The 19,507-nt window shown below is 61.9% G+C and carries 18 protein-coding genes; 16 read left to right on the forward strand and 2 right to left on the reverse strand.

All coding sequences use genetic code 11. The features are described from left to right. The first annotated feature begins 146 nt into the window (after window positions 1-146). The 13 genes from JJ889_RS03200 to JJ889_RS03260 are packed head-to-tail and all read left to right on the forward strand — an operon-like array spanning window position 147 to window position 11,558. Entirely contained in the window at window positions 147-956 is an 810-nt protein-coding gene (locus JJ889_RS03200; RefSeq protein WP_291891453.1) for a type II secretion system protein N, read from the forward strand. After that, window positions 956-2,902: a secretin N-terminal domain-containing protein gene (locus tag JJ889_RS03205; protein ID WP_291891454.1), complete on the forward strand. Its 1,947-nt coding sequence runs from the start codon at window positions 956-958 to the stop codon at window positions 2,900-2,902. The genes JJ889_RS03200 and JJ889_RS03205 overlap by 1 nt, the downstream gene beginning before the upstream one ends. Beyond that, window positions 2,892-4,415, forward strand: coding sequence for a type II secretion system ATPase GspE (gene gspE / locus JJ889_RS03210; protein WP_291891455.1), 1,524 nt, complete (start codon window positions 2,892-2,894; stop codon window positions 4,413-4,415). Before JJ889_RS03205 ends, gspE begins: the two co-directional genes overlap by 11 nt. Next, on the forward strand, window positions 4,402-5,643 hold the full coding sequence (gspF, locus tag JJ889_RS03215) for a type II secretion system inner membrane protein GspF (RefSeq protein ID WP_291891456.1): 1,242 nt from the start codon (window positions 4,402-4,404) through the stop codon (window positions 5,641-5,643). Before gspE ends, gspF begins: the two co-directional genes overlap by 14 nt. Before the next feature lie 10 nt (window positions 5,644-5,653). After that, entirely contained in the window at window positions 5,654-6,109 is a 456-nt protein-coding gene (gene gspG / locus JJ889_RS03220) for a type II secretion system major pseudopilin GspG (RefSeq protein ID WP_291891457.1), read from the forward strand. Then, the gene (locus JJ889_RS03225; protein WP_291891458.1) at window positions 6,109-6,618 is read left to right on the forward strand and encodes a GspH/FimT family pseudopilin; all 510 of its coding nucleotides are present in this window, start codon (window positions 6,109-6,111) and stop codon (window positions 6,616-6,618) included. Before gspG ends, JJ889_RS03225 begins: the two co-directional genes overlap by 1 nt. A 3-nt stretch (window positions 6,619-6,621) precedes the next feature. Continuing rightward, window positions 6,622-6,996 (forward strand): type II secretion system minor pseudopilin GspI, encoded by a 375-nt coding sequence (gene gspI / locus JJ889_RS03230; RefSeq protein ID WP_291891459.1) that lies wholly within the window; start codon window positions 6,622-6,624, stop codon window positions 6,994-6,996. Then, the gene (gene gspJ, locus JJ889_RS03235; RefSeq protein WP_291891460.1) at window positions 6,993-7,640 is read left to right on the forward strand and encodes a type II secretion system minor pseudopilin GspJ; all 648 of its coding nucleotides are present in this window, start codon (window positions 6,993-6,995) and stop codon (window positions 7,638-7,640) included. Before gspI ends, gspJ begins: the two co-directional genes overlap by 4 nt. Window positions 7,641-7,681: 41 nt before the next feature. After that, on the forward strand, window positions 7,682-8,626 hold the full coding sequence (gene gspK / locus JJ889_RS03240; RefSeq protein WP_291891461.1) for a type II secretion system minor pseudopilin GspK: 945 nt from the start codon (window positions 7,682-7,684) through the stop codon (window positions 8,624-8,626). Then, window positions 8,623-9,843 (forward strand): type II secretion system protein GspL, encoded by a 1,221-nt coding sequence (gene gspL, locus JJ889_RS03245; RefSeq protein ID WP_291891462.1) that lies wholly within the window; start codon window positions 8,623-8,625, stop codon window positions 9,841-9,843. Before gspK ends, gspL begins: the two co-directional genes overlap by 4 nt. Further along, window positions 9,840-10,340 (forward strand): type II secretion system protein M, encoded by a 501-nt coding sequence (locus JJ889_RS03250; RefSeq protein ID WP_291891463.1) that lies wholly within the window; start codon window positions 9,840-9,842, stop codon window positions 10,338-10,340. Before gspL ends, JJ889_RS03250 begins: the two co-directional genes overlap by 4 nt. Then, window positions 10,340-11,071, forward strand: coding sequence for a type II secretion system protein N (gspN, locus tag JJ889_RS03255; RefSeq protein WP_291891464.1), 732 nt, complete (start codon window positions 10,340-10,342; stop codon window positions 11,069-11,071). The genes JJ889_RS03250 and gspN overlap by 1 nt, the downstream gene beginning before the upstream one ends. Further along, window positions 11,058-11,558 (forward strand): hypothetical protein, encoded by a 501-nt coding sequence (locus JJ889_RS03260; RefSeq protein ID WP_291891465.1) that lies wholly within the window; start codon window positions 11,058-11,060, stop codon window positions 11,556-11,558. Before gspN ends, JJ889_RS03260 begins: the two co-directional genes overlap by 14 nt. A gap of 10 nt (window positions 11,559-11,568) precedes the next feature. Here the strand turns inward: JJ889_RS03260 and JJ889_RS03265 are convergent, their stop codons facing one another. Further along, window positions 11,569-12,048 (reverse strand): A24 family peptidase, encoded by a 480-nt coding sequence (locus JJ889_RS03265; protein ID WP_291891466.1) that lies wholly within the window; start codon window positions 12,046-12,048, stop codon window positions 11,569-11,571. Between the two features lie 70 nt (window positions 12,049-12,118). On the opposite strand from JJ889_RS03265, the gene phnC reads away from it, so the two are divergent. Both phnC and phnE read left to right on the forward strand, forming a co-directional pair. Then, on the forward strand, window positions 12,119-12,919 hold the full coding sequence (phnC, locus tag JJ889_RS03270) for a phosphonate ABC transporter ATP-binding protein (RefSeq protein ID WP_291891467.1): 801 nt from the start codon (window positions 12,119-12,121) through the stop codon (window positions 12,917-12,919). Continuing rightward, window positions 12,919-14,919, forward strand: coding sequence for a phosphonate ABC transporter, permease protein PhnE (gene phnE, locus JJ889_RS03275; protein WP_291891468.1), 2,001 nt, complete (start codon window positions 12,919-12,921; stop codon window positions 14,917-14,919). Before phnC ends, phnE begins: the two co-directional genes overlap by 1 nt. A gap of 74 nt (window positions 14,920-14,993) precedes the next feature. Here phnE and JJ889_RS03280 read toward each other — a convergent pair whose 3' ends face one another. Then, window positions 14,994-16,064 (reverse strand): glycosyltransferase family 1 protein, encoded by a 1,071-nt coding sequence (locus JJ889_RS03280; protein ID WP_366940053.1) that lies wholly within the window; start codon window positions 16,062-16,064, stop codon window positions 14,994-14,996. Window positions 16,065-16,323: 259 nt separating this feature from the next. On the opposite strand from JJ889_RS03280, the gene putA reads away from it, so the two are divergent. Next, a complete protein-coding gene (gene putA / locus JJ889_RS03285) occupies window positions 16,324-19,446 on the forward strand; it encodes a bifunctional proline dehydrogenase/L-glutamate gamma-semialdehyde dehydrogenase PutA (protein ID WP_291891470.1) in 3,123 nt (1,040 codons plus the stop codon). The last annotated feature ends 61 nt before the right edge of the window (window positions 19,447-19,507 follow it).

Below are 19,507 nucleotides of genomic sequence, written 5' to 3' on the forward strand. Positions count from 1 at the left end.
ACGTGTCCCATCATTTGTTTGGGCCGGGCTGCGTGTCGGTGCGGCCAGATACAGGTAGTGATTTGAACTGGATCCTGTCGAATTCGAGTGCCGGGCGTCAAAGGGGACAACTGTCCCGGCGTGCTGCCGCGATCCTTGAGATCGCGATGCTCGCTGTTCTCGCTTTCATTCTGGCACGTTTCATCCTGCTCATCGCCTTTGGCGCCAGCGCCGGGGATTTTGCGCTTGATCAATCCGACACCCGCAATGCCTCAGCGCGATCCGTGGATCTGGAGCGGGATCTGGACAATACGGACTTTTCGCAACTCTTCGCTGATCGTCGCCGGACCGAAGAGGCCGTTGTGCAGGCGACGGTCGTGCCGGAAACCAGTCTCAACCTGGTCCTGCGCGGTATTCGCATGGGCGCTGATCCGCAATCCGGTGCAGCCCTGATCCAGATCGCCTCCGCCGGTCAGTCTTTCGTCCGTGTGGGCGAGGAGGTCAGTGACGGGGTCGAGCTGGCCGAGGTGCACCGGGACCATGTGCTGATCTCGCGCCGCGGCATTGTCGAGTCCCTCTATCTTCGCGAAACGGCCCAACGTGAGGCAAGCACCGCAGAGCCCGTTGCAGAAGCGACGGAGCGCGCGCCGCAGGCGCGTACCACTTATTCGCCGCGACAGATCGCCAATGCACGCGGCCGTCCCGGACAGCGCACCGATATCAACGGTCTGTTCCAGGTCGAGCCCCGTTACATAGACGACGCAGTTGTCGGTTATGCCTTTATCGCGGGCAATCGCGCGCTGCTGGAATCGGTTGGCCTGCGTATGAATGACATTCTGGTGGAGGTCGCAGGGCAGCCTGTCGCCGACGCCGACCAGATCGAGGACCTTTTCAACCGCCTTCGCGGCAGTGGCGGTGTTGAAATCGGGGTCGTCCGGTCCGGGATCGCCCTAACTCTCACGGTGGACATGCCCTGATGTTTAAACTTGTTACACGCGCACTGCTCAGCGCCCTGGTCCTCATCGCGGTCCAGCCTGCCTTTGTCGCCCACGCCCGGCAGCATGTGGTCAATTTCAACCAGGCCGAGATCCAGGCGGTGATTGATGACGTGTCCTCGGTGACTGGTCACACCTTCATTGTCGACCCGAATGTGCGCGGCAGGGTGACGATCACCTCGCAGGCACCGCTGTCCTCCGAGCAGTACTTCCAGGTCTTCCTGTCGACCATGCGCGTGCATGGTTACACCGTCGTGCCGACTGCGTCTGGTGCCTATCAGATCGTGCCGGACCAGACCGGCGCGCGCAGCACCAGTCCGGTGAACCAGAATCTGCGCGGTGACCAGTATGTGACCCGCGTCGTACGCCTCAATCATGTCGGCACACGCGATGCGCTCAACGTGCTGCGTCCGATCATCAATCCGCAAGGCTCGATCAACGCGACGGAAACGGGCAATGCGCTGGTTATCGTTGACTATGCGGAAAACATGAATCGCATCCGCCAGGTCATTGCCGATCTGGATCGTGATACCTCGGTCTTTGAAATGGTCGAGCTGGAGAATGTGTCCGCTGCGGAAATGGTCCGTATCATCGAGACGGTGCGCGATCGCAATCGTGCCTCCGAGGATGACATGGTCTTCAATGTGACCGTCGCCTCCATCCCGGCGTCCAACACCGTGCTCCTGCGCGGAAATGCCAATTCCGTGGCAGAGATGGCCCGCCTCGTGCGCCAGGTCGACAGCGTCAGCCAGTCGAACCAGAGCTTCCGCGTCATCTATCTCAACCATGCAGACGGCGAGGACCTGCTGCCGATCCTGGAACAGGTGGTCGAGACGCTGACCGATGCAGAAGGCACAGCCCGTCGGCCGTCTGTCTCCTACCATGCTCCGACCAATGCCATGGTCATCAACGCAGCGCCGGATGTTCAGCGCGAGCTGGAACTGGTCGTCTCCCAGCTCGATATCCGTCGCCCCCAGGTCCTGGTGGAAGGTATTGTCGTCGAGATCTCCGACTCAATCGCTGAAGAGCTGGGCGTTCAGATGTTGCTGGCGGGTGGCAATAACAGCGACTCGCCGCTGGCGATGACGCGGTTCAATTCCAACACGCCGGATCTGCTGGCCCTGACGGGTGCACTGGCAGGGACCGGCGATAGTTCCGATACCAGCACCGATACATTGCGTGACGCAGCCCTGGCGTCCTTGCTGGGTGTGCGGGGAACCGCACTGGGGTTCGGAGGTCAGAACTCCGACGGGACCTTGTTCGGCCTCGTCCTGAACGCCGTCGAAAACGACGTCGACAGTAATCTGCTCTCGACCCCGTCCATCCTGGCGATGGACAATGAGGAAGCCTCTTTCCACTCCGGACAGGAAATCCCGATCACCACTGGCGAAGTGCTGAGTGCCGACAATTCCAATCCGTTCCGCACCGTTGAGCGTGAGGAAGTCGGTGTCAAACTGACGGTGCGTCCGCAAATCACCGAAGGTGACACGGTGCGCCTGTATATCGAGCAGGAAGTTTCCAGTGTTGCCGGCGCAGTCACGACCGGATCCAGTGATCTGATCACCAACAAGCGCACCATCCAGACCACGGTGCTGGCCGACAATGGCGAGATTATTGTTCTGGGCGGTCTGATCGAGCAGGATGACCAGAGTACAGTCAACGGCGTCCCCGGGCTTTCCCGTGTACCCGGCGTTGGCCGTCTGTTTCGCTCGGAGAGCGACACCACACGCCGGACCAATCTGATGGTCTTCATTCGCCCGACAATTATCCGCAGCGAGGCGGACATGCAGGCGCTGACGGAGAATCGTTATGACTACATCGCCGGCCAGCAGCGTGTGACCAATGACAATGGCACCAGCAGCCTGGAAGAGATCATGAACATGCTCATGGTCGACCTGCCGGCGTCCGAGGCGGCGAATGAGAACTGAGACGACCGAGGACACGACTGAGGAAGGCCGGGCCCGAACCCCGATCACCTACAGTTTTGCACGTCAGAAAGGTGTCGCCTTCCAACCGGAAAACGGTGGCGCCTTCCTTGTGCGTGCCGGCGCGGACAAGCGGGCCCTGCTGGAGCTGTGCCGTGTCCTCGGGCGCGAATATCCTGTCAGCGAGTATGAGGCCCAGGCCTATGACAAGGCGCTGTCGGATATCTACGCCTTTGACAGTATCGATGCGGACGAGCTCGAGGACGAGGAGGGCGATGAGAGTCTGTCCCGCCTCATTGACGAGATCCCGAAGACCGAGGACCTGCTCGACAGCGCCTCGGATGCGCCGATCATCCGGCTGATCAATGGCATGATTGCCGAAGCCGTTCGCACCAATGCGTCCGACGTGCATGTCGAGCCGTTCGAGGACCGTGTTTCCATTCGCTATCGCATCGACGGCGTGTTGCAGGAGGCCGTCGCGGTATCACCAAAACTGGTGAGCCCGCTTGTCTCGCGCATCAAGGTCATGGCGCGTCTCGACATTGCCGAAAAACGCATCCCCCAGGATGGTCGCCTGACCATCACGCTGGGCGGCAAGGCGGTGGATGTCCGTGTCTCCACCCTGCCGGCTCGTTATGGCGAGCGGGTTGTCTTGCGTCTTCTGGACAATTCCCAGGCGCGTTACGGCCTGGACGATCTGGGGATGCCGGCCGAGATGCTGGCGGATTTCCGCAAATCCCTGACTCAGCCCAATGGCATTATCCTGGTCACCGGCCCGACCGGCGCGGGCAAGACGACGACGCTGTATGCCGGGCTCAACCTGCTCAACGATGCCAGCCGCAATATTCTCACCGTGGAAGACCCGGTCGAGTACGCCATTGACGGCATTGGCCAGACCCAGGTCAACGCCAAGGTCGGCATGACTTTCGCCGCCGGGCTGCGCGCCATCCTGCGCCAGGACCCGGACGTGGTCATGGTCGGCGAGATTCGCGATGTCGAAACCGCCCAGATCGCTGTCCAGGCTAGCCTGACCGGTCACCTCGTCCTGTCCACAGTGCACACCAATTCCGCCGTCGCCGCGATCGCGCGCCTCAAGGATATGGGGGTTGAGTCCTATCTGCTCGCCAGCACGCTCACCGGCATAGTCGCCCAGCGCCTCGTGCGCCGTCTGTGCACGCACTGCCGCGAGGAATACGAGCCGGATCCGTCCGAACTGGAACTGCTCGGCTTGCCGGCCAATACCGATGCGCAACTCTATCGTCCGGCGGGTTGTCACAAGTGCAAGCAGACCGGTTATGACGGCCGGACGGGTATCTACGAGCTGGTCGTTGTCGATGATGCCCTGCGCCGTCTGATCCATGATGATGCGCGAGAGGCCGACATGGCCGGACACGCATTTGATGTGCGCAAGACGCTGTTTGAAAACGGTGTCGACCTGGTCCTGGAGGGAGCCACCAGCCTGTCGGAAGTCCTGCGTGTCTGTCGCGAGGACGGAGATCGTCATGCCGGCGTTTGAATATGAAGCGCTGGATGCGACGGGCAAGAAATCCCGCGGCCTGATCACGGCTGACAGCGAGGTCGCTGCGCGTCGAGAGCTGCGTGGCCGCGCGATGGCGCCACTGAGTATTCGTTATGCCGACCAGCGTGCCGAACGCCGGGCGAAGTCCACGGGCGAGCGTTCGAGCGGTTTCTCCCTGGCGCCGTCAAACCTGTCCAATCGCGAGTTGATGCTGATCACACGCCAGATGGCCAGCCTGATCGGCGCAGGCATGCCAATTGCTGAAACGCTCGGGCTGATCGCGCACCAGGGCAGCAAACACCACGCCAAGCGTATCCTGACGGCGGTCCGCGCGCGGGTCACGGAGGGCGAAAAACTCTCCACGGCCATGGACGGTTTTCCGAACTCCTTTCCGCCAGTCTATCGCGCCATGGTCGCGGCGGGCGAAAATTCCGGCGGGCTGGATGCGGTTCTCGAGCGCCTGGCTGACTACCTGGAGAAGGATGAAGCCGTGCGCAGCCGCGTCACGGGCGCGATGATCTATCCGGCGATCCTGTCCATAGTCGCGCTGGGTGTCGTCGCCTTGTTGATGACCTTCATCGTGCCGCGCATTGCCGAACAGTTTGTCGGCATGGGCATGGACCTGCCCGGCCTGACCCGGGCGATGATCGCGATTTCCGCATTCCTCCAGGTTGGCTGGCCGTTTCTGCTGGCGGGCATTCTGGTGCTCGTCGTGATCAGCGTCCTTGCTCTGCGACAGGAGCCGGTACGCCGGTCGCTGGATGGTTTTCTGGCCCGTATTCCGGGGCTGGGCGGTTTTCTCAAACATGCCGAGAGCGCCCGCTTTTGCCGGACGATGAGCATACTCATCGACTCCGGCAGCGTGCTTCCTGACGCGCTGCGGGCAGCACGCCGTGCCGCTGGCAATCTCGCTTTCCGCGATGAGCTGGGCAAGGTCATCCAGGACGTTGAGAGCGGGCGGGGCCTGTCGGACGCCATGCGTAACAGGGGATGGTTCCCGCCGCTTGCGCTTTTCATGATCGCCGCCGGTGAACGGTCCGGCGCGCTGGGGGAGATGTTTCGGCGCAGTGCCGATCAGCTCGACCAGGATGTCGACCGCACCATCTCGGTCGGTCTCAACCTGCTGGAGCCGGGGATTATCCTGGTACTCGGCGTGGTCGTTGTGACCATCGTCCTGTCGATCCTGCTCCCCATTCTTCAACTCAATACCATGGCACTGGGCTAAGGAGGCGCAGATGCAGAACCAGAACGAGACCGAAAAGCCGGTCGTGGAAATGCCGGACAAGGACGCCGGTTTCTCCCTGACCGAGATCATGATCTCGGTTTTCATCATTGGCCTTTTGGGCACGATCGTCGTGATCAATGTCATGCCGCTGGGCGAACAGGCTTCGGTCCAGAAGGCCCGCGCGGATATCGCGACACTTGAACAGGCGCTGGATGCCTATCGGCTGGACATGCGTCGTTATCCCACTGTCGAGGAAGGTCTCGACGCGCTGATCAACGCGCCGCGTGATGCGGACAATTACCGCGAGGGTGGATATATCCGCCGCCTGCCGGACGATCCGTGGGGCAACCCCTACCAATATGTCTATCCGGGCGAAAACGGTGTCTTCGACGTCTACTCCCTTGGTGCCGACGGCCGTGAGGGTGGCGAGGACAATGACGCGGACATCGGTAACTGGCAGGGTTGATGTCCGGGCGCGCCCATAACGAAGCCGGTGTCTCGCTGATCGAGACGCTCGTGGCGGTGGCGATTATCGGCATCGTGGCGACGGCTGTTGTCCTGTCCATCCAACCTGGAAGCGACCCGCTGGATGAGGAGGCCGATCGCTTGCTCGCACGCCTGGTGTTTGCCGAACAGGACGCCATCAGTACCGGCCAGCCGGTGGGCGTGGTCATCGAGGGTTTCGGTGCGGGCTACAGTTTTCATCGCTATGTCGATCAGCGCTGGTGGCCGGTGCGCGATGTGGATGCGCTGGGTGCACACATCCTGGAGACCGGTTTCCGTCTGCGTGTCGATGAAGCCATCCTCGCCGCAGCCATCGTTGGCGAGGGTGAGGAGCGCCCGGTGATTCCGGCGTTCTGGTTTGACCCGGCGGGCATGACCGAACCCTTCCGCCTGCGTCTTGAAGACGCCCGTACCGTGCTGGAGCTCGTCTGGACCGGTGATGCCGATACGCGCTGGGAGGTCATCGACTAGCTCATGCGCACCTCGACTACAGATCAATCCGGTTTCTCCCTGATCGAAATGATGGCGGCGCTCGCTGTTGTGGCGCTGGCAGGGATTGCCGTTGTGCAGATGTTGCAGACGACGACGCAGAACACCGCGGCGCTGGAAGAGCGTTCTCTCGCCATGCTGGCAGCGGAGAATATCCTCAACGAACAACTCCTTATTGCCGAGGGTCGCGGCAGCCGTTCGGGATCCTACAGCCTGGCCGGGGTGGAGTATGACTGGCGCCTCGCCATCAATCGGACGACTGACACGGCGCTGATGCAATATGTCGTGACCATTCATCCGGACCGCCAGGACCGGACACTGGCGCGGATCGAGACCTTCCGGCGCAGGAGTGGCACATGACGTCTGCCCAGTCCGAAGCCGGTTTCTCCCTGGTCGAGATCCTTGTCGCGACGGCGGTGTTCGCTGTTGTTGGTGTGATCTCGGTGGCGCTGTTGTCGACGACGATCACGGCCCAGGAGGTCAATGATAACGCCCTGGCGCGCATCAACGCGCTTGATCGTGCGCGTGTATTGCTCCGGGAAGATATCGGTCAGGTCGTCCAGCGCAGCGCCCGGGCCGAGGACGGAGCAGTGCGTCCGGCCCTGTTCGCAGGGGATGCCAATGGCCTAGCAGACCGTTTTGCGGAGGACGGCGATGAGGTCATTCTCTCGCTCACACGTCGCGGCCGTTCCAATCCGGGGCTGGTGCGGGCGCGCAGCTCGCTCATCCATGTCCAGTATGTATTGCGCGACGGGCAGTTGATCCGCCGGGTATCTGAACACCCCGACATCACGCCGCTGACCCGCTGGGCGGAACAGGTGATCTTGCAGGGCGCGGACGAGGTCGAACTGGGCTTCATGGTCGGATCGGTCTGGCAGTCACGACTGGCCACACGCCCCGGCCAGGAAGGCGCCAGCCTGCCACGCGCCGTGCGCCTGCGGCTCACGACGACACAATGGGGGGCGCTTGAGTTCCTCGCGCTGACGTCGGAGGTGCGGCTGTGAGGCTATCTCGCCGGGATAAGTCAGAATGCGGCGCGTCCCTGGTGAGCGCGCTGTTGCTGGTTGCCGTAATGAGTTCGCTTGCGATGGCACTGGTCACGGACCTGCGTTTCTCCATGCGCCGCTCCGCCAATCTGGAAGTGCGGGACCAGGCCTATTGGTACGCCATGGGCGCGCGCGAATTTGCCGAGATCTCGATCGAGCGTGCCATGCAGGCCCCGGATGACATGCTGCGTCCCGATGCAGACTGGCTGAGCGGCCAGCGGGTCTTCCCGATCAATGATGGCCAGCTTGTCGGCCGGGTGCGCGATGCCAGCAATTGCTTCAATCTCAACAGCCTGGTGAGCATCGAGGCTAACGGTCTCCTGGTTGGAGATCCGCTGCAGCAGCGTCGTTTCGATGCGCTCCTGCAGGCCATCGGCCTGCCGGTTCAGCAATCCGCCACGATCACTGCCGAGCTTGTGGATTGGCTGGACAGCGATCAGCGTCCGGTCATCAGCGGGGCGGAGGATGACAGTTATGCTCGCGCCGGTCGGCACTACCGCACGGGCAATACATTATTGGCCGAGCGTGAGGAATTGTTGGCACTGGCCAGCATGACGCCACGTCTCTACAGCGAGATCGCACCATTTGTCTGCGCCCACCCGGTGGTCGATAACGTGCCGCTGAACATCAATACGATGCAGTTTGACCAGGCGCCCTTGCTGGTGGCGATGTTCGAGGGTGAGCTTTCCCGCACGACAGCGGACGCCCTCTTGATCGAACGCCCCCAGACCGGGTTTGACGCCATGCAGGTCTTTTGGGAGCTGGATGCGTTCGAGACGATGGAAATCGAGTCCCACCACCGCCAGGCCGTCGGTCGGACGAGCGAGTATTTTCAGATTGAGGTCGACGTGCTTTATGCCGGTGCGCGCTTCAGGCTGAGCGAAATGGTCGAGTGGCGAGGGGGCATTCGCCGCCTTACCCAGCGATACGGAAGTTTTTCATGAGCCAGGATCTCATTCTCCTGATCCATCCCGATGGCAGCGGACGCTGGTCGATCATCGACCGCGCCAGCGGTCAGCGCGGCGCGTCGGGGGATTTCGGCGCTGACAGTACGCCGACAGGAGTGCCCGAAGCGGACATCGACCGCACAATCTGCCTCCTGCCGGCCGAGCGGATCTTTGCCAGCCGGATCACCTTGCCGGCGCGCAGCGAAGCTGAAGCGCGCCAGGCAGCACCTTTCATGATCGAGGATGAACTGGCCGTGGAACTGGATGAGACCAGCGTCAGCATTGGCCCGCGAGACGAGACGGGTGAGCGCTGGGTTTATGCCGTAGACCGGGACTATGCTGACAGCCTGCTGGATCGTCTGGACGGCGCTGTTGTGCGTCCCGTTCACATCCTGCCGGATGCCCAGGCGTTGGCTGATCCGGAAGCTGCACTCAGCCTGGTCGATCGCCGGGGCGATGTTCTGTTCTGGTATGCCGACGACATCGCTGGCGATGGCAGCCGTGCCGGCGGCGCGGTCTCGCCGGGCCTTTTCCCGCATCTCGCAGCCGAGATTGTCGGTGCAATTGGTGAGGGACAGGTCTCGGTCTCGCCTTCTCTTGGCCTGATGGGTGCACGCTTTTCCAATCGCGCTGCCGGCGAAGCGGACATGGCGGCGTCGGGTCTGTCAGACGAGATGCTCAAGCGACTGCCGGCCTTGTTCGGAGAGCGCTGGCGGTCGGCCTTCGACTGGCTCGATGTTCTGCGGCCGCTGCGCACAAGCGCCATCCTGGCCGCCGCCGCGCTGGTCGGATATTGTGCTCTGCTGCTGGGTGAGGCTTTCTATTTTCGGTATCAGGCCGACCGGTTCGACGGCGCTGCAATTGCCGAATACCGCTTTGTGAACCCCGACTTCACCCGTGCCACCATACCCGCCGAGGTAGACCGGATGGTCCGCCGGGACCTGCGAGAGCTGGGCGGCGGTGACAGTTCGGCCTTCCTGCAGCTCAGCGCTGCCCTGACCGAACTGGTGGCGGATAATGAGCGAGTGCGCATCGACAGTCTTCGTTTTGACCAGTCGCGGGAAGAATTGCGGGTCTCGGCCCTGTTCACGGAATTTGCCGATTTCGATGCCCTGACAGCGCGGGCCGGACAGATGGGGCTGGAACTGGAGGACGGCGGTGTGCGTGAAGCTGAAACCGGTCTCCAGGGCGAGTTTACGGTGAGGGTGCGATGAATCCGGTTGTCCAGATGATCCGCACCTATTGGGATGGTCGAACGCCCCGCGAACAGGTCCTCTATGGTGTGATGGCGGTGTTGATGGCTGTGCTGTTACTGACGGTCGCCGTCATCCAGCCACTGCAATCCTTCCATGCGCGCTCCCAGACCGATTACGCCGCATCGATGCGGCTGTACCGCTCGATCCAGCAGGATGCTCAGACCCTGCGGGAGCTTCAGGCCGGCGCGCAAACGCAGGCCGGTAGCCAGCAATCCATCCGTTCCATCGTTGGGTCGCTGGCCCTGGGCGAAGGCATCGCCATTGCGCGCATGATCCCGGGTGACGATGGTTCGCTGGCCGTGACTATCGAGCGCGCGGATACCGGCGCGGTGATGCGCTGGCTGGTCAATCTGGAACAGCGGTACGGCATCCGTGTGGTTTCCTCGACCCTGGATCGGCACGAGACCGGCATGACCCAGGCCTCTGTGGTGTTGCGGCGCGGGGGAGGTCTGTGATGGCGCGGCGTCTGGGTGTGCTGGCGGGGCTGGTGCTGGTCTGGCTGATCGTGCTCTTGCCGCTCAAGGCGGTGATGATGCTGGCTGGCGGAGCCGGGGCGTTCGGCTATCCGGATGTCTATGGCAGCGTCTGGGATGGCCGTATCTACGGCCTTCGTATGGCGGGAATGCCGGTGCGCGAGATCGAGATGTCAGCGGATCCGCTGCCCCTGTTTGTAGGTCGGCTGGCCGCGCGCTGGCGGGTGTCCGATGACAGTGCGCGAGGCAGTGGCCATGTCGTCCTGGGTCGCGAGACGATCGAGATCCGTGACATGTCGCTGCTGGTTTCCATCGATCGTCTGGACCTGCAGACCCTGCCCGGGCTCGACCGCTCGCAGATGATCGATGTCGATGTGGACAGCCTGTCCATGCGTGCAGGGCAATGCGAAGCGGCGCAGGGACGTGTGCGCACTGCCGCACTGGAGCGATTCGCCGCGAGTTACGGTTTTGAGGGTCCGTCCATGCTGGGCATCCTGTCGTGTGAAAACGGCGCCCTGGTGTTGTCGCTGGATGGTGCTGCGGCGGATCTGGAAGTGACAGGCACGGTGCGCATGACCGGTCAGGACTATGCCTGGGACATGGAGCTGCGCACCGGGCGTCCTGAACTTGCCGAAGTGCTGGCCCTTGCCGGCATGACCCGGAACGGGGATATCTGGATTTATCAGGGGAGTGAGCGTCTTGCCATTGAATAAGGTCCAGCCTGTCAGCGTTCTTGTCCTGGCCCTGGCGGTGTCAGCCTGTGCATCGACCGAAGGCGCTCTGCCCGTGTCCGGATCGGGCGGAATGCGCTCGGCTGAAGTGACGGAGCCGGCGACACCGGCCAATGAACTGGCGCCCCAGATCCTGCAGCCCGGTGAATGCGGTACCTTTTTCTGGACCGCGGATTCCGAGCATCGCTTTGTCGCCTTTGAGAATGAAACGCGCGGTTATGCGCAGCTTTTCGTCAATGGCCAGGCAGAGAGCTTTTCAGGTCAGCGTCTTGACGGGCTGCATGTGGCCGGCGATCACTATCAACGTGACTTTGCTGATCCGGCACGCGATCTGGATGTCGAGATTGAGGGTCGGATAGGCGATCCGTTGCCCACCGGTCAGCGGATCGAACGCGTGGTCATGCGCATCCAGAGGACTGATGGAGCGCTCCTTGTTGTACCGCTGATCGGGCATTACGCCTGTCGCTAGACGGGCGGCCCTAGAAATAGAGGCCGGCTTGCGGCCAATAGGCCTTAACCAGCCAGATAAGGACGATGCCGAAGGCCAGCCAGGGACCAAAGGCCAGCATGGTTGTGCCGCTGGGCTTCTGGCCGCGGATCACGGACATCAACAGGACAAAGAGCAGGGCTGCGAAACTGGCGACCAGCAGGATGAAGGGCAGTGCCATCGCTCCGCACCATGCACCGCCGGCCGCAAGCAGTTTGGCGTCTCCGCGCCCCAGCCCGTCGCGACCGCGCAGGTGTTTGTAGGCGATCTCCAGTCCTACAAGGCCCAGATATCCCAGCGCTGCGCCTATAAGTGCGGGTAGAAGACGATCAAAAACAAGGATGTTGGCGATCAGGCCGGCGGGAATCAGTGGCAGGGTGATGGCGTCCGGCAGGCGATAGGTCAGGGCATCAATGTGTGCCAGAACTGCCAGACAGATCAATAAAACAGCGCTCAGGAGAAGGATGAGCATACAAAGCCCTTGTCATTGCTACATCATACGCATACGCCAGTTTCGAAACGTGATGTAGGGGGAGGATTGGATGCCCGATCGGGAGACAGCTCTCAAGGCAGAAAATCTGCGGATGACCTTCGGCGAGACGAAGGCTCTGGATGATGTATCGCTCACAATTGATCCGGGCGAGATGGTCGCACTGATCGGTCCGTCAGGATCCGGCAAGTCGACCTTGCTGCGTGTGGCCGCGGGTCTGCAGGTCGCGGACCGCAATTCCGGCCCGGTCCACGTGCTCGGCCAGCGCATGCAGGAAAAGGGCAAGCTGTCCTCTTCCGTGCGTCAGTATCGCGCGCGGCTCGGCTTTATTTTCCAGCAATTCAATCTGGTTGGTCGCCTGACCCTGTTCCGCAACGTCCTGCTGGGCGCGCTGGGGCAGATTTCCCTGTGGCGCGGCGCGCTGGGGATTTTCCCCAACGAGACCAAGCAGAAGGCGATGGATGCGCTAGAGCGTGTCGGTATCGCTGATTTTGCCGGTCGCCGCGCGTCCAACCTGTCCGGTGGCCAGCAACAGCGCGGCGCCATCGCCCGGGGCCTGGTCCAGGGCGCGGAAATGCTGTTTGCCGACGAACCGATTGCCTCGCTGGACCCGGTTTCCGCCCGCAAGGTGATGGAGCTGCTGGCCGAACTGAATGAGCGGGATGGCCTGACGGTTGTCGTGACGCTGCACCAGATCGGTTATGCACGTGAGTTCTGTGATCGCATCGTCGCCCTCAATGCCGGCCAGATCGTCTATGACGGCCCGCGTGACGCGCTCACCCAGGAAAAGCTCATCGAGATCTACGGTACCGAATACGAGGCTGCCTTCTACGGCGCCGAGGAGGACGCGTGATGCGTGTCAATTCTATCCTTTTCAGCCTGCTTGCTCTGGTCACACTCCTGCTGGCGGCTTGTTCCGAAGTCGTAACCGACACACCGGAAACGCGCGCGGAGCTGCCGGGCGAACGGCGCACAATCAATTTCGGCATCATTGCCACCGAATCCACCAGCACGCGTGAGACCAACTGGCGTCCCTTCATCGAGGCGATGTCGGAATGGACCGGTTATGACGTGCAGCCCTACTATGCGTCCGACTATGCCGGCATGATCCAGGCGATGCGATATGACAGCATCCAGGTCGGCTGGTTTTCCAACTTCTCCGGCCTGCAGGCCGTGCGCCTCGCTGATGGCGAAGTGTTCGCTAAATCGACCTATCCGGATGGCGGTGAGGGGTATTACTCCATCTTGCTGGTGCCGGTAGACAGTCCGATCCAGTCGGTTGAGGACATCCTGACCTGTGACGGGTCGATTGATTTCGGCCTGGGCGATCCCAACTCCACGTCGGGCTATCTGGTGCCGTCGGCCTTCATCTTTGCGCCGCGTGGTATCGACCCGGCCGAGTGTTTCGGTTCCGTGCGCAATGCCAGCCACGAGGCCAATGCTCTTGCTGTTGCCAATGAGCTGGTCGACGTTGCTGCCAATAACTCCACCAACATGCTGGTCCTGCGCCGCTCCCGTCCGGACGTGGCAGCCCAGCTGCGCGAGATCTGGCGTTCGCCGATGATCCAGACCGATCCGATCATCTGGCGGTCTGACCTGGATGATGAAGTCAAGCAGCGCCTGCAATACTTCTTCATGAATTACGGTCGCATGGGCACACCGGAAGAGGTCCAGGCCGCGCGCGATGTACTGACGCCACTGCTCTTTGGTACATTCCTGCCGTCGTCCAATGCGCACCTCGATCCCATCGTACAGCTGGAAATCGTGCGGGACCTGACTGCCGCGCGTAATGATCCCGACCTGACCCCGGCTGAGCGCGCGGAACGTGTCGCCGAGCTGGAAGAACGCTTGGCCCAGGTCGAGGCCGGCAATTCCGGTCTCGTCAGTCTTGCTTCCAGCGTTGAAGGTGCGGATACGGGCGAGCCGGGCGATGCTGAAACGCAAACCTCGCTGGTGAACGCCCAGTCCGTACTGGCCTTCGGTGGGACCCTGGTGCTGCTGACCGTGCTGTTGTTCGCGACTGCGCCGCGCGGACCCGGACCGCGCACGCCGCTGAGCGAACGCCTGGCAAATGTCGGCATTGTTGTGGGCATTGTCGTGGTTCTGGTGTGGAGCTTTGACTCCTCGGACATGGACCGTTCCTACCTGCTGGTGGAAAACGCCAATGACATGGGCGAGTTCATCGCCGGTTTCTTCCCGACGGATATCACCGACGCCGCGTCGCGGTCGCACTATTGGGACGAGTTGAGCGCGGGCATTGCCGAGGCCATGCCGCAGATGATCGTCACCGTCCAGATCGCGATCTGGGGTACGTTTATCTCTGTGATCGCCGCCATTCCGTTCGGTCTTCTGAGTGCGCGTAATGTGGCGCCTCTGTGGGTCGTGCAGCCGGTGCGCCGCCTGATGGACGTCTTCCGTTCAATCAATGAGCTGATCATCGCGCTGGTCTTCATCGCCGCTGTAGGACTGGGGCCTCTGGCCGGTGTGATGGCGCTGGCGGTGCACACCACCGGTGTCCTGGCCAAGCTCTTCTCTGAAGCGGTGGAAGCGATCGATAACGGGCCTGTTGAAGGGATCCGGGCCACGGGCGCGCGGCCTCTGCACGAGGTGATCTGGGCGATCATTCCCCAGGTGGCACCCCTGTGGACGTCTTTTGGTCTTTACCGTTTCGAGTCCAACGCCCGCTCGGCGACGGTTCTCGGTCTCATCGGTGCCGGTGGTATCGGCCAGATCCTGTTCGAGGCGGTGCGTGCCTTTGACTATCAGCGTACGGCAGCGATCGTCCTGGTCATTGTCATCGCCGTCAGCCTGATCGATGTCATGTCCCAGATGTTGCGCAAGCGCCTGGTCTGACCGGGGCTCACAGCTAGACAAAAAACAGGCCGGACATTGTCCGGCCTGTTTTCATTTGGACGTATTGATCGTGCCTAGCTATCGATCGACTTCTGGCCGCGCAGGCGTTTCCAGAACCGCCGGCGTTCCGGCTTGGGATGCGGTTTCAGATTGTCCAGGAAGTCCAGTGCGCACTGGGTCCAGGAGTGTTTTTCCGCGTGCGCCCGCGGCGCAGCGCGGTCGATTTCCAGACAGTCCATGCAGGCCTGCCGCAGGTCTTCATTGATGAAGCCGCCACCGGAGCCGGGGATGATGTCTTTGGGGCCGTGAGCCGGGAAGGCCGCGACCGGGGTGCCACAGGCCATCGCTTCCAGATTCACCAGGCCGAAAGTGTCAGTCCAGCTCGGGAAGACAAAGACATCCGCATCGGCAAAGTGGCGGGCCAGCTCGTCACCGAATTTCGGGCCGGTGAAGACAGCGTCGGGATATTTCGCCTTCAGCTCTTCCATCTGGGGGCCGTCACCGACGATGACCTTGGTGCCCGGCAGGTCGGTTTCCAGGAAGGTCTCGATATTCTTCTCAACCGCAACCCGGCCGACATTGACCCAGACCGGGCGCTCGAGGCCGGCAAAGACATCCTCGCCATTCATCATGCGCTTGGCCGGGTTGAAGAGCTCGATGTCCACGCCCCGCGCCCACGGCGTCAGATTGTTGAAACCGCGCTTGGTCAGATCATCGCGCATGGACGGCGTCGTCACCATCATGCGGCCACCGGCATTGTGGAACCAGCGCATGAAGGCATAACCGGCAGACAGCGGGATGAAGCCGAAGCGCGCGTTCACATATTCGGGGAATTTGGTGTGATAGCTGGTGGTGAAGGGCAGTTTCCACTTCACGCAGATGCGGCGCGCCGCCAGGCCGAGTGGGCCCTCGGTCGCGATGTGGATGGCTTCCGGCTCGAACTCGGTGAAGCGGCGGGCGATGTCCTTGCGGGCGCCCATGGCCAGCTGGATCTCCGGATAAGTCGGCAGTGGCATGGTCTTGTAACCCAGCCCAGGATGGATCACCTCGACTTCGCGACCCATCTCGCGCAGCTCGGCGACGGTGCGGGAAAGGGTGCGAACCACACCATTCATCTGCGGTTCCCAGGCATCGGTCACCAGCATGATACGCTGCGGGCGTTCATTGCTGTCTTCGGCGTCCGGGCCGTTGGTGGTGACGATATTACTCGCGAGGTCAGCGGTTTTGCTCATCAATTTCCTCTGCTTTTCAGCCGCCCGAGGCGGTGAAAATCCTTACTGTCTGCATGCGTCTTAGCGCATTCGTGCACAATCGCGAAGTGCAACAGCACACTGGGCTTGCGAAGCGGCGTTTGCGGGAGCAATGTCCGCTCCGAAATTTTGGATCCAATAGAAGGTTTGTGCCATGAATGTTCAGGCCCGGAATTCCATTGAATGGGATGAAATTGACCATTTGAAGTTCGCCAATGAGAGCGAGCTGGTACAGAGCCTTGTCGAGCAGATCGGCTTTTCCGATCAGACGCGTGACAAGGTTCGTGATGATGCGATTGATCTGGTGAAGCGCGCCCGTGCGTCGACACGCACGCGTGGCCTGATGGAATCCTTCCTCCAGGAATTCGGCCTGTCCAACAAGGAAGGCCTGGCTCTGATGTGTCTGGCCGAGGCGCTGCTGCGCGTGCCCGATGGCGCGACGGCGGACAAGCTGATTGCCGAGAAGATCTCGACAGGTGAGTGGGGTGAACATGCCGGCAAGTCGGAGAACTGGCTGGTCAATGCTTCCACGCTCGGCCTGATGCTGACCGGCAAGATTATCGATGTGGATCCTGAGGCACGTCAGAATCCGGGCGTTTATCTGAAAAAGCTGACGGCCCGCGCCGGTGAACCGGTCATCCGAGCGGCCACCATGCAGGCCATGCGAATCATGGGCGAGCAATTCGTGCTTGGGCGCACGATCTCTGCCGCGCTCAAGCGGGCGGGCAAACACAAGGAAATCGGTTCCTTTGACATGCTGGGTGAGGGCGCGCGTACCGCCGCTGACGCCCAGCGATATCACCAGCGTTATCTTGATGCGATCGAGGTCGTCGGTGCCTCGCGTGGTGAAGGTCCAATCGAACAGGTGCACGGCGTATCCGTGAAACTCTCCGCGCTGAACGCCAGCTATCTCGCCATCAAGGAAGAGCGCGTCATGGACGAGCTTTACCCGATGGTGCTGGAACAGGCACGGGCAGCCAAGGCGCATGATATCGGCTTTTGCATTGATGCTGAGGAATCCGATCGCCTGGTCATTTCGCTGAAAATCCTGGATCGCCTCGCGCGGGACCCGTCCCTGCGCGGCTGGAATGGGCTAGGTCTGGCGGTGCAGGCCTATCAGAAACGTGCCGGTGCCGTGATTGATGGTCTGGTCGAACTGGCGAAACAGAGCGGACGGCGTTTTCTCGTGCGCCTTGTGAAAGGCGCCTACTGGGATACCGAGATCAAGTTCGGCCACCAGATGGGCTGGCCGGACTTCCCGGTCTGGACGACCAAGACGGCGACGGATCTGCACTATCTGGTCTGCGCCAAACGCATGCTGGCTGCGCCCAAGCAGATCTATTCCCAGTTCGCGACACATAATGCGCACACGCTGGCCTCGGTCCGTGAGCTGGCCAGCCAGGCGGGTGTCGAGGCATATGAATTCCAACGCCTGCACGGCATGGGGGAACCGCTCTATGCGGCCTCGCACGAGGCGCACGGCGAACGCACGGTTCGGGTCTATGCGCCCGTGGGCAGTCACGAAGACCTGCTGCCCTATCTGGTGCGCCGCCTGCTGGAGAATGGTGCGAACACCTCTTTTGTCCATTCTTTCCTGGATGACGCGGTGCCGGTTGAGGACGTGGCCCGCGGCCCGTTCGACAAGGCCGCAGGTATTGACCGTCATCCGCAGATTCCGCTGCCCGACGACCTTTATGGCGAGGAGCGCGCGAATTCGGTGGGCGTGGACATCAGCCAGCTGGCAGTCCAGCAGCGCCTGGCGAAGGCCATGACCGATCTTCAGGCCGAGCTGCCGATCAGCGCAGGTCCCATGATTGACGGTCGCATGCTTACCGGCGAGGTCGAGGCATTGATGAGCCCGGTCGATCGCAGCCAGCATGTTGGCAATGTGGTCCAGGCCAGCGAGGCGGATGTGGATGCGGCCTTCAAGTCCGCTGCCGCAGCCTACCCGTCCTGGAACGCGGCCGGCGGCGCCACGCGTGGTGCCATCCTGCGGGCCATGGGTGATGCCATGGAGAAGAATATGGACCGCCTGATTGCGCTGATGTCGCGCGAGGCGGGCAAGAATATCCCGGACGGGATCGCGGAAGTTCGCGAAGCCGTCGATTTCTGTCGTTTCTACGGCGCCCAGGCCGAACGCGAGTTCACCGGGGCAGAGCGTCTGCCCGGTCCGGCGGGCGAGACCAATCATCTCGGCCTGCAGGGGCGCGGTGTCTTTGTCTGTATCAGCCCTTGGAACTTCCCGCTGGCGATCTTTGCCGGCCAGGTCGCTGCGGCGCTGGCCGCGGGCAATACGGTGCTGGCAAAGCCGGCAGAGCAGACACCCGTCATCGCATGTGAAGCCGTGAAGCTGTTCCAGGAGGCTGGCCTGCCGGCCGAGGTACTGCAGCTGCTGCCGGGCACCGGCGAGACGGTGGGGGCTGCCTTGACGCGTGATGACCGCACGGCCGGTGTGGCGTTTACCGGATCCACGGAAGTCGCCCGGCTGATCAACCGTTCGCTGGCGGCGCGTGACACGGCCATTGCGCCGCTGATCGCGGAGACCGGCGGGCTCAATGGCATGTTTGTCGATACGACCGCCCTGAAGGAACAGGTTGTCGATGACGCCGTCATGTCTGCTTTCGGTTCGGCCGGACAGCGCTGTTCGGCCCTGCGAATCATTTTCCTGCCCGAAGATACGGCGGATGATTTTGTGGAAGGCCTGTGCGGCGCCATGGATGAGCTGGGCTTGGGTAACCCGTCTGAAGTGATGACGGATGTCGGTCCGGTCATCGATGAGGAAGCCCTGGCGATTCTCGAATCACACATGGAGCGCATGACGCGTGAGGCCACGGTCATCAAACAGCTCGACACCGGTATGGCAGGAGAGCATGGCAGTTTCTTTGGTCCGGCCCTTGTGGAGCTGCCCTCGCTGGATCTTCTCGAGCGCGAGGTCTTTGGTCCGGTGCTGCATGTGTATCGTTACAAGCGCAAGGACCTCCCCGCGATTGCCGCGGCTCTTGCAGCCAAGGGTTATGGTCTGACGCTGGGCATTCACTCCCGTCTGGAGTCTTTCCACAGGCAAATTCAGTCGATCGTTCCGGCCGGCAATGTGTACGTGAATCGCAACATGATCGGCGCTGTTGTCGGCGTTCAGCCGTTCGGCGGAGAGGGCTTGTCTGGCACGGGTCCCAAGGCCGGAGGCCCGCATTATTTGCACCGTTTTGCGGGCGAGAAAACGGTCACGATCAACATCTCTGCGCAAGGCGGGGATCCGGAGCTTCTTAACCTTTCATGAGGCTCGGTTAACGCCGCTTAACCCTTGTCTCACAGGCCTGTCACGCCCCTTAACGCGGTGT

It is taken from the genome of Maricaulis sp. (assembly GCF_017643475.1).
GTDB lineage: Bacteria > Pseudomonadota > Alphaproteobacteria > Caulobacterales > Maricaulaceae > Maricaulis.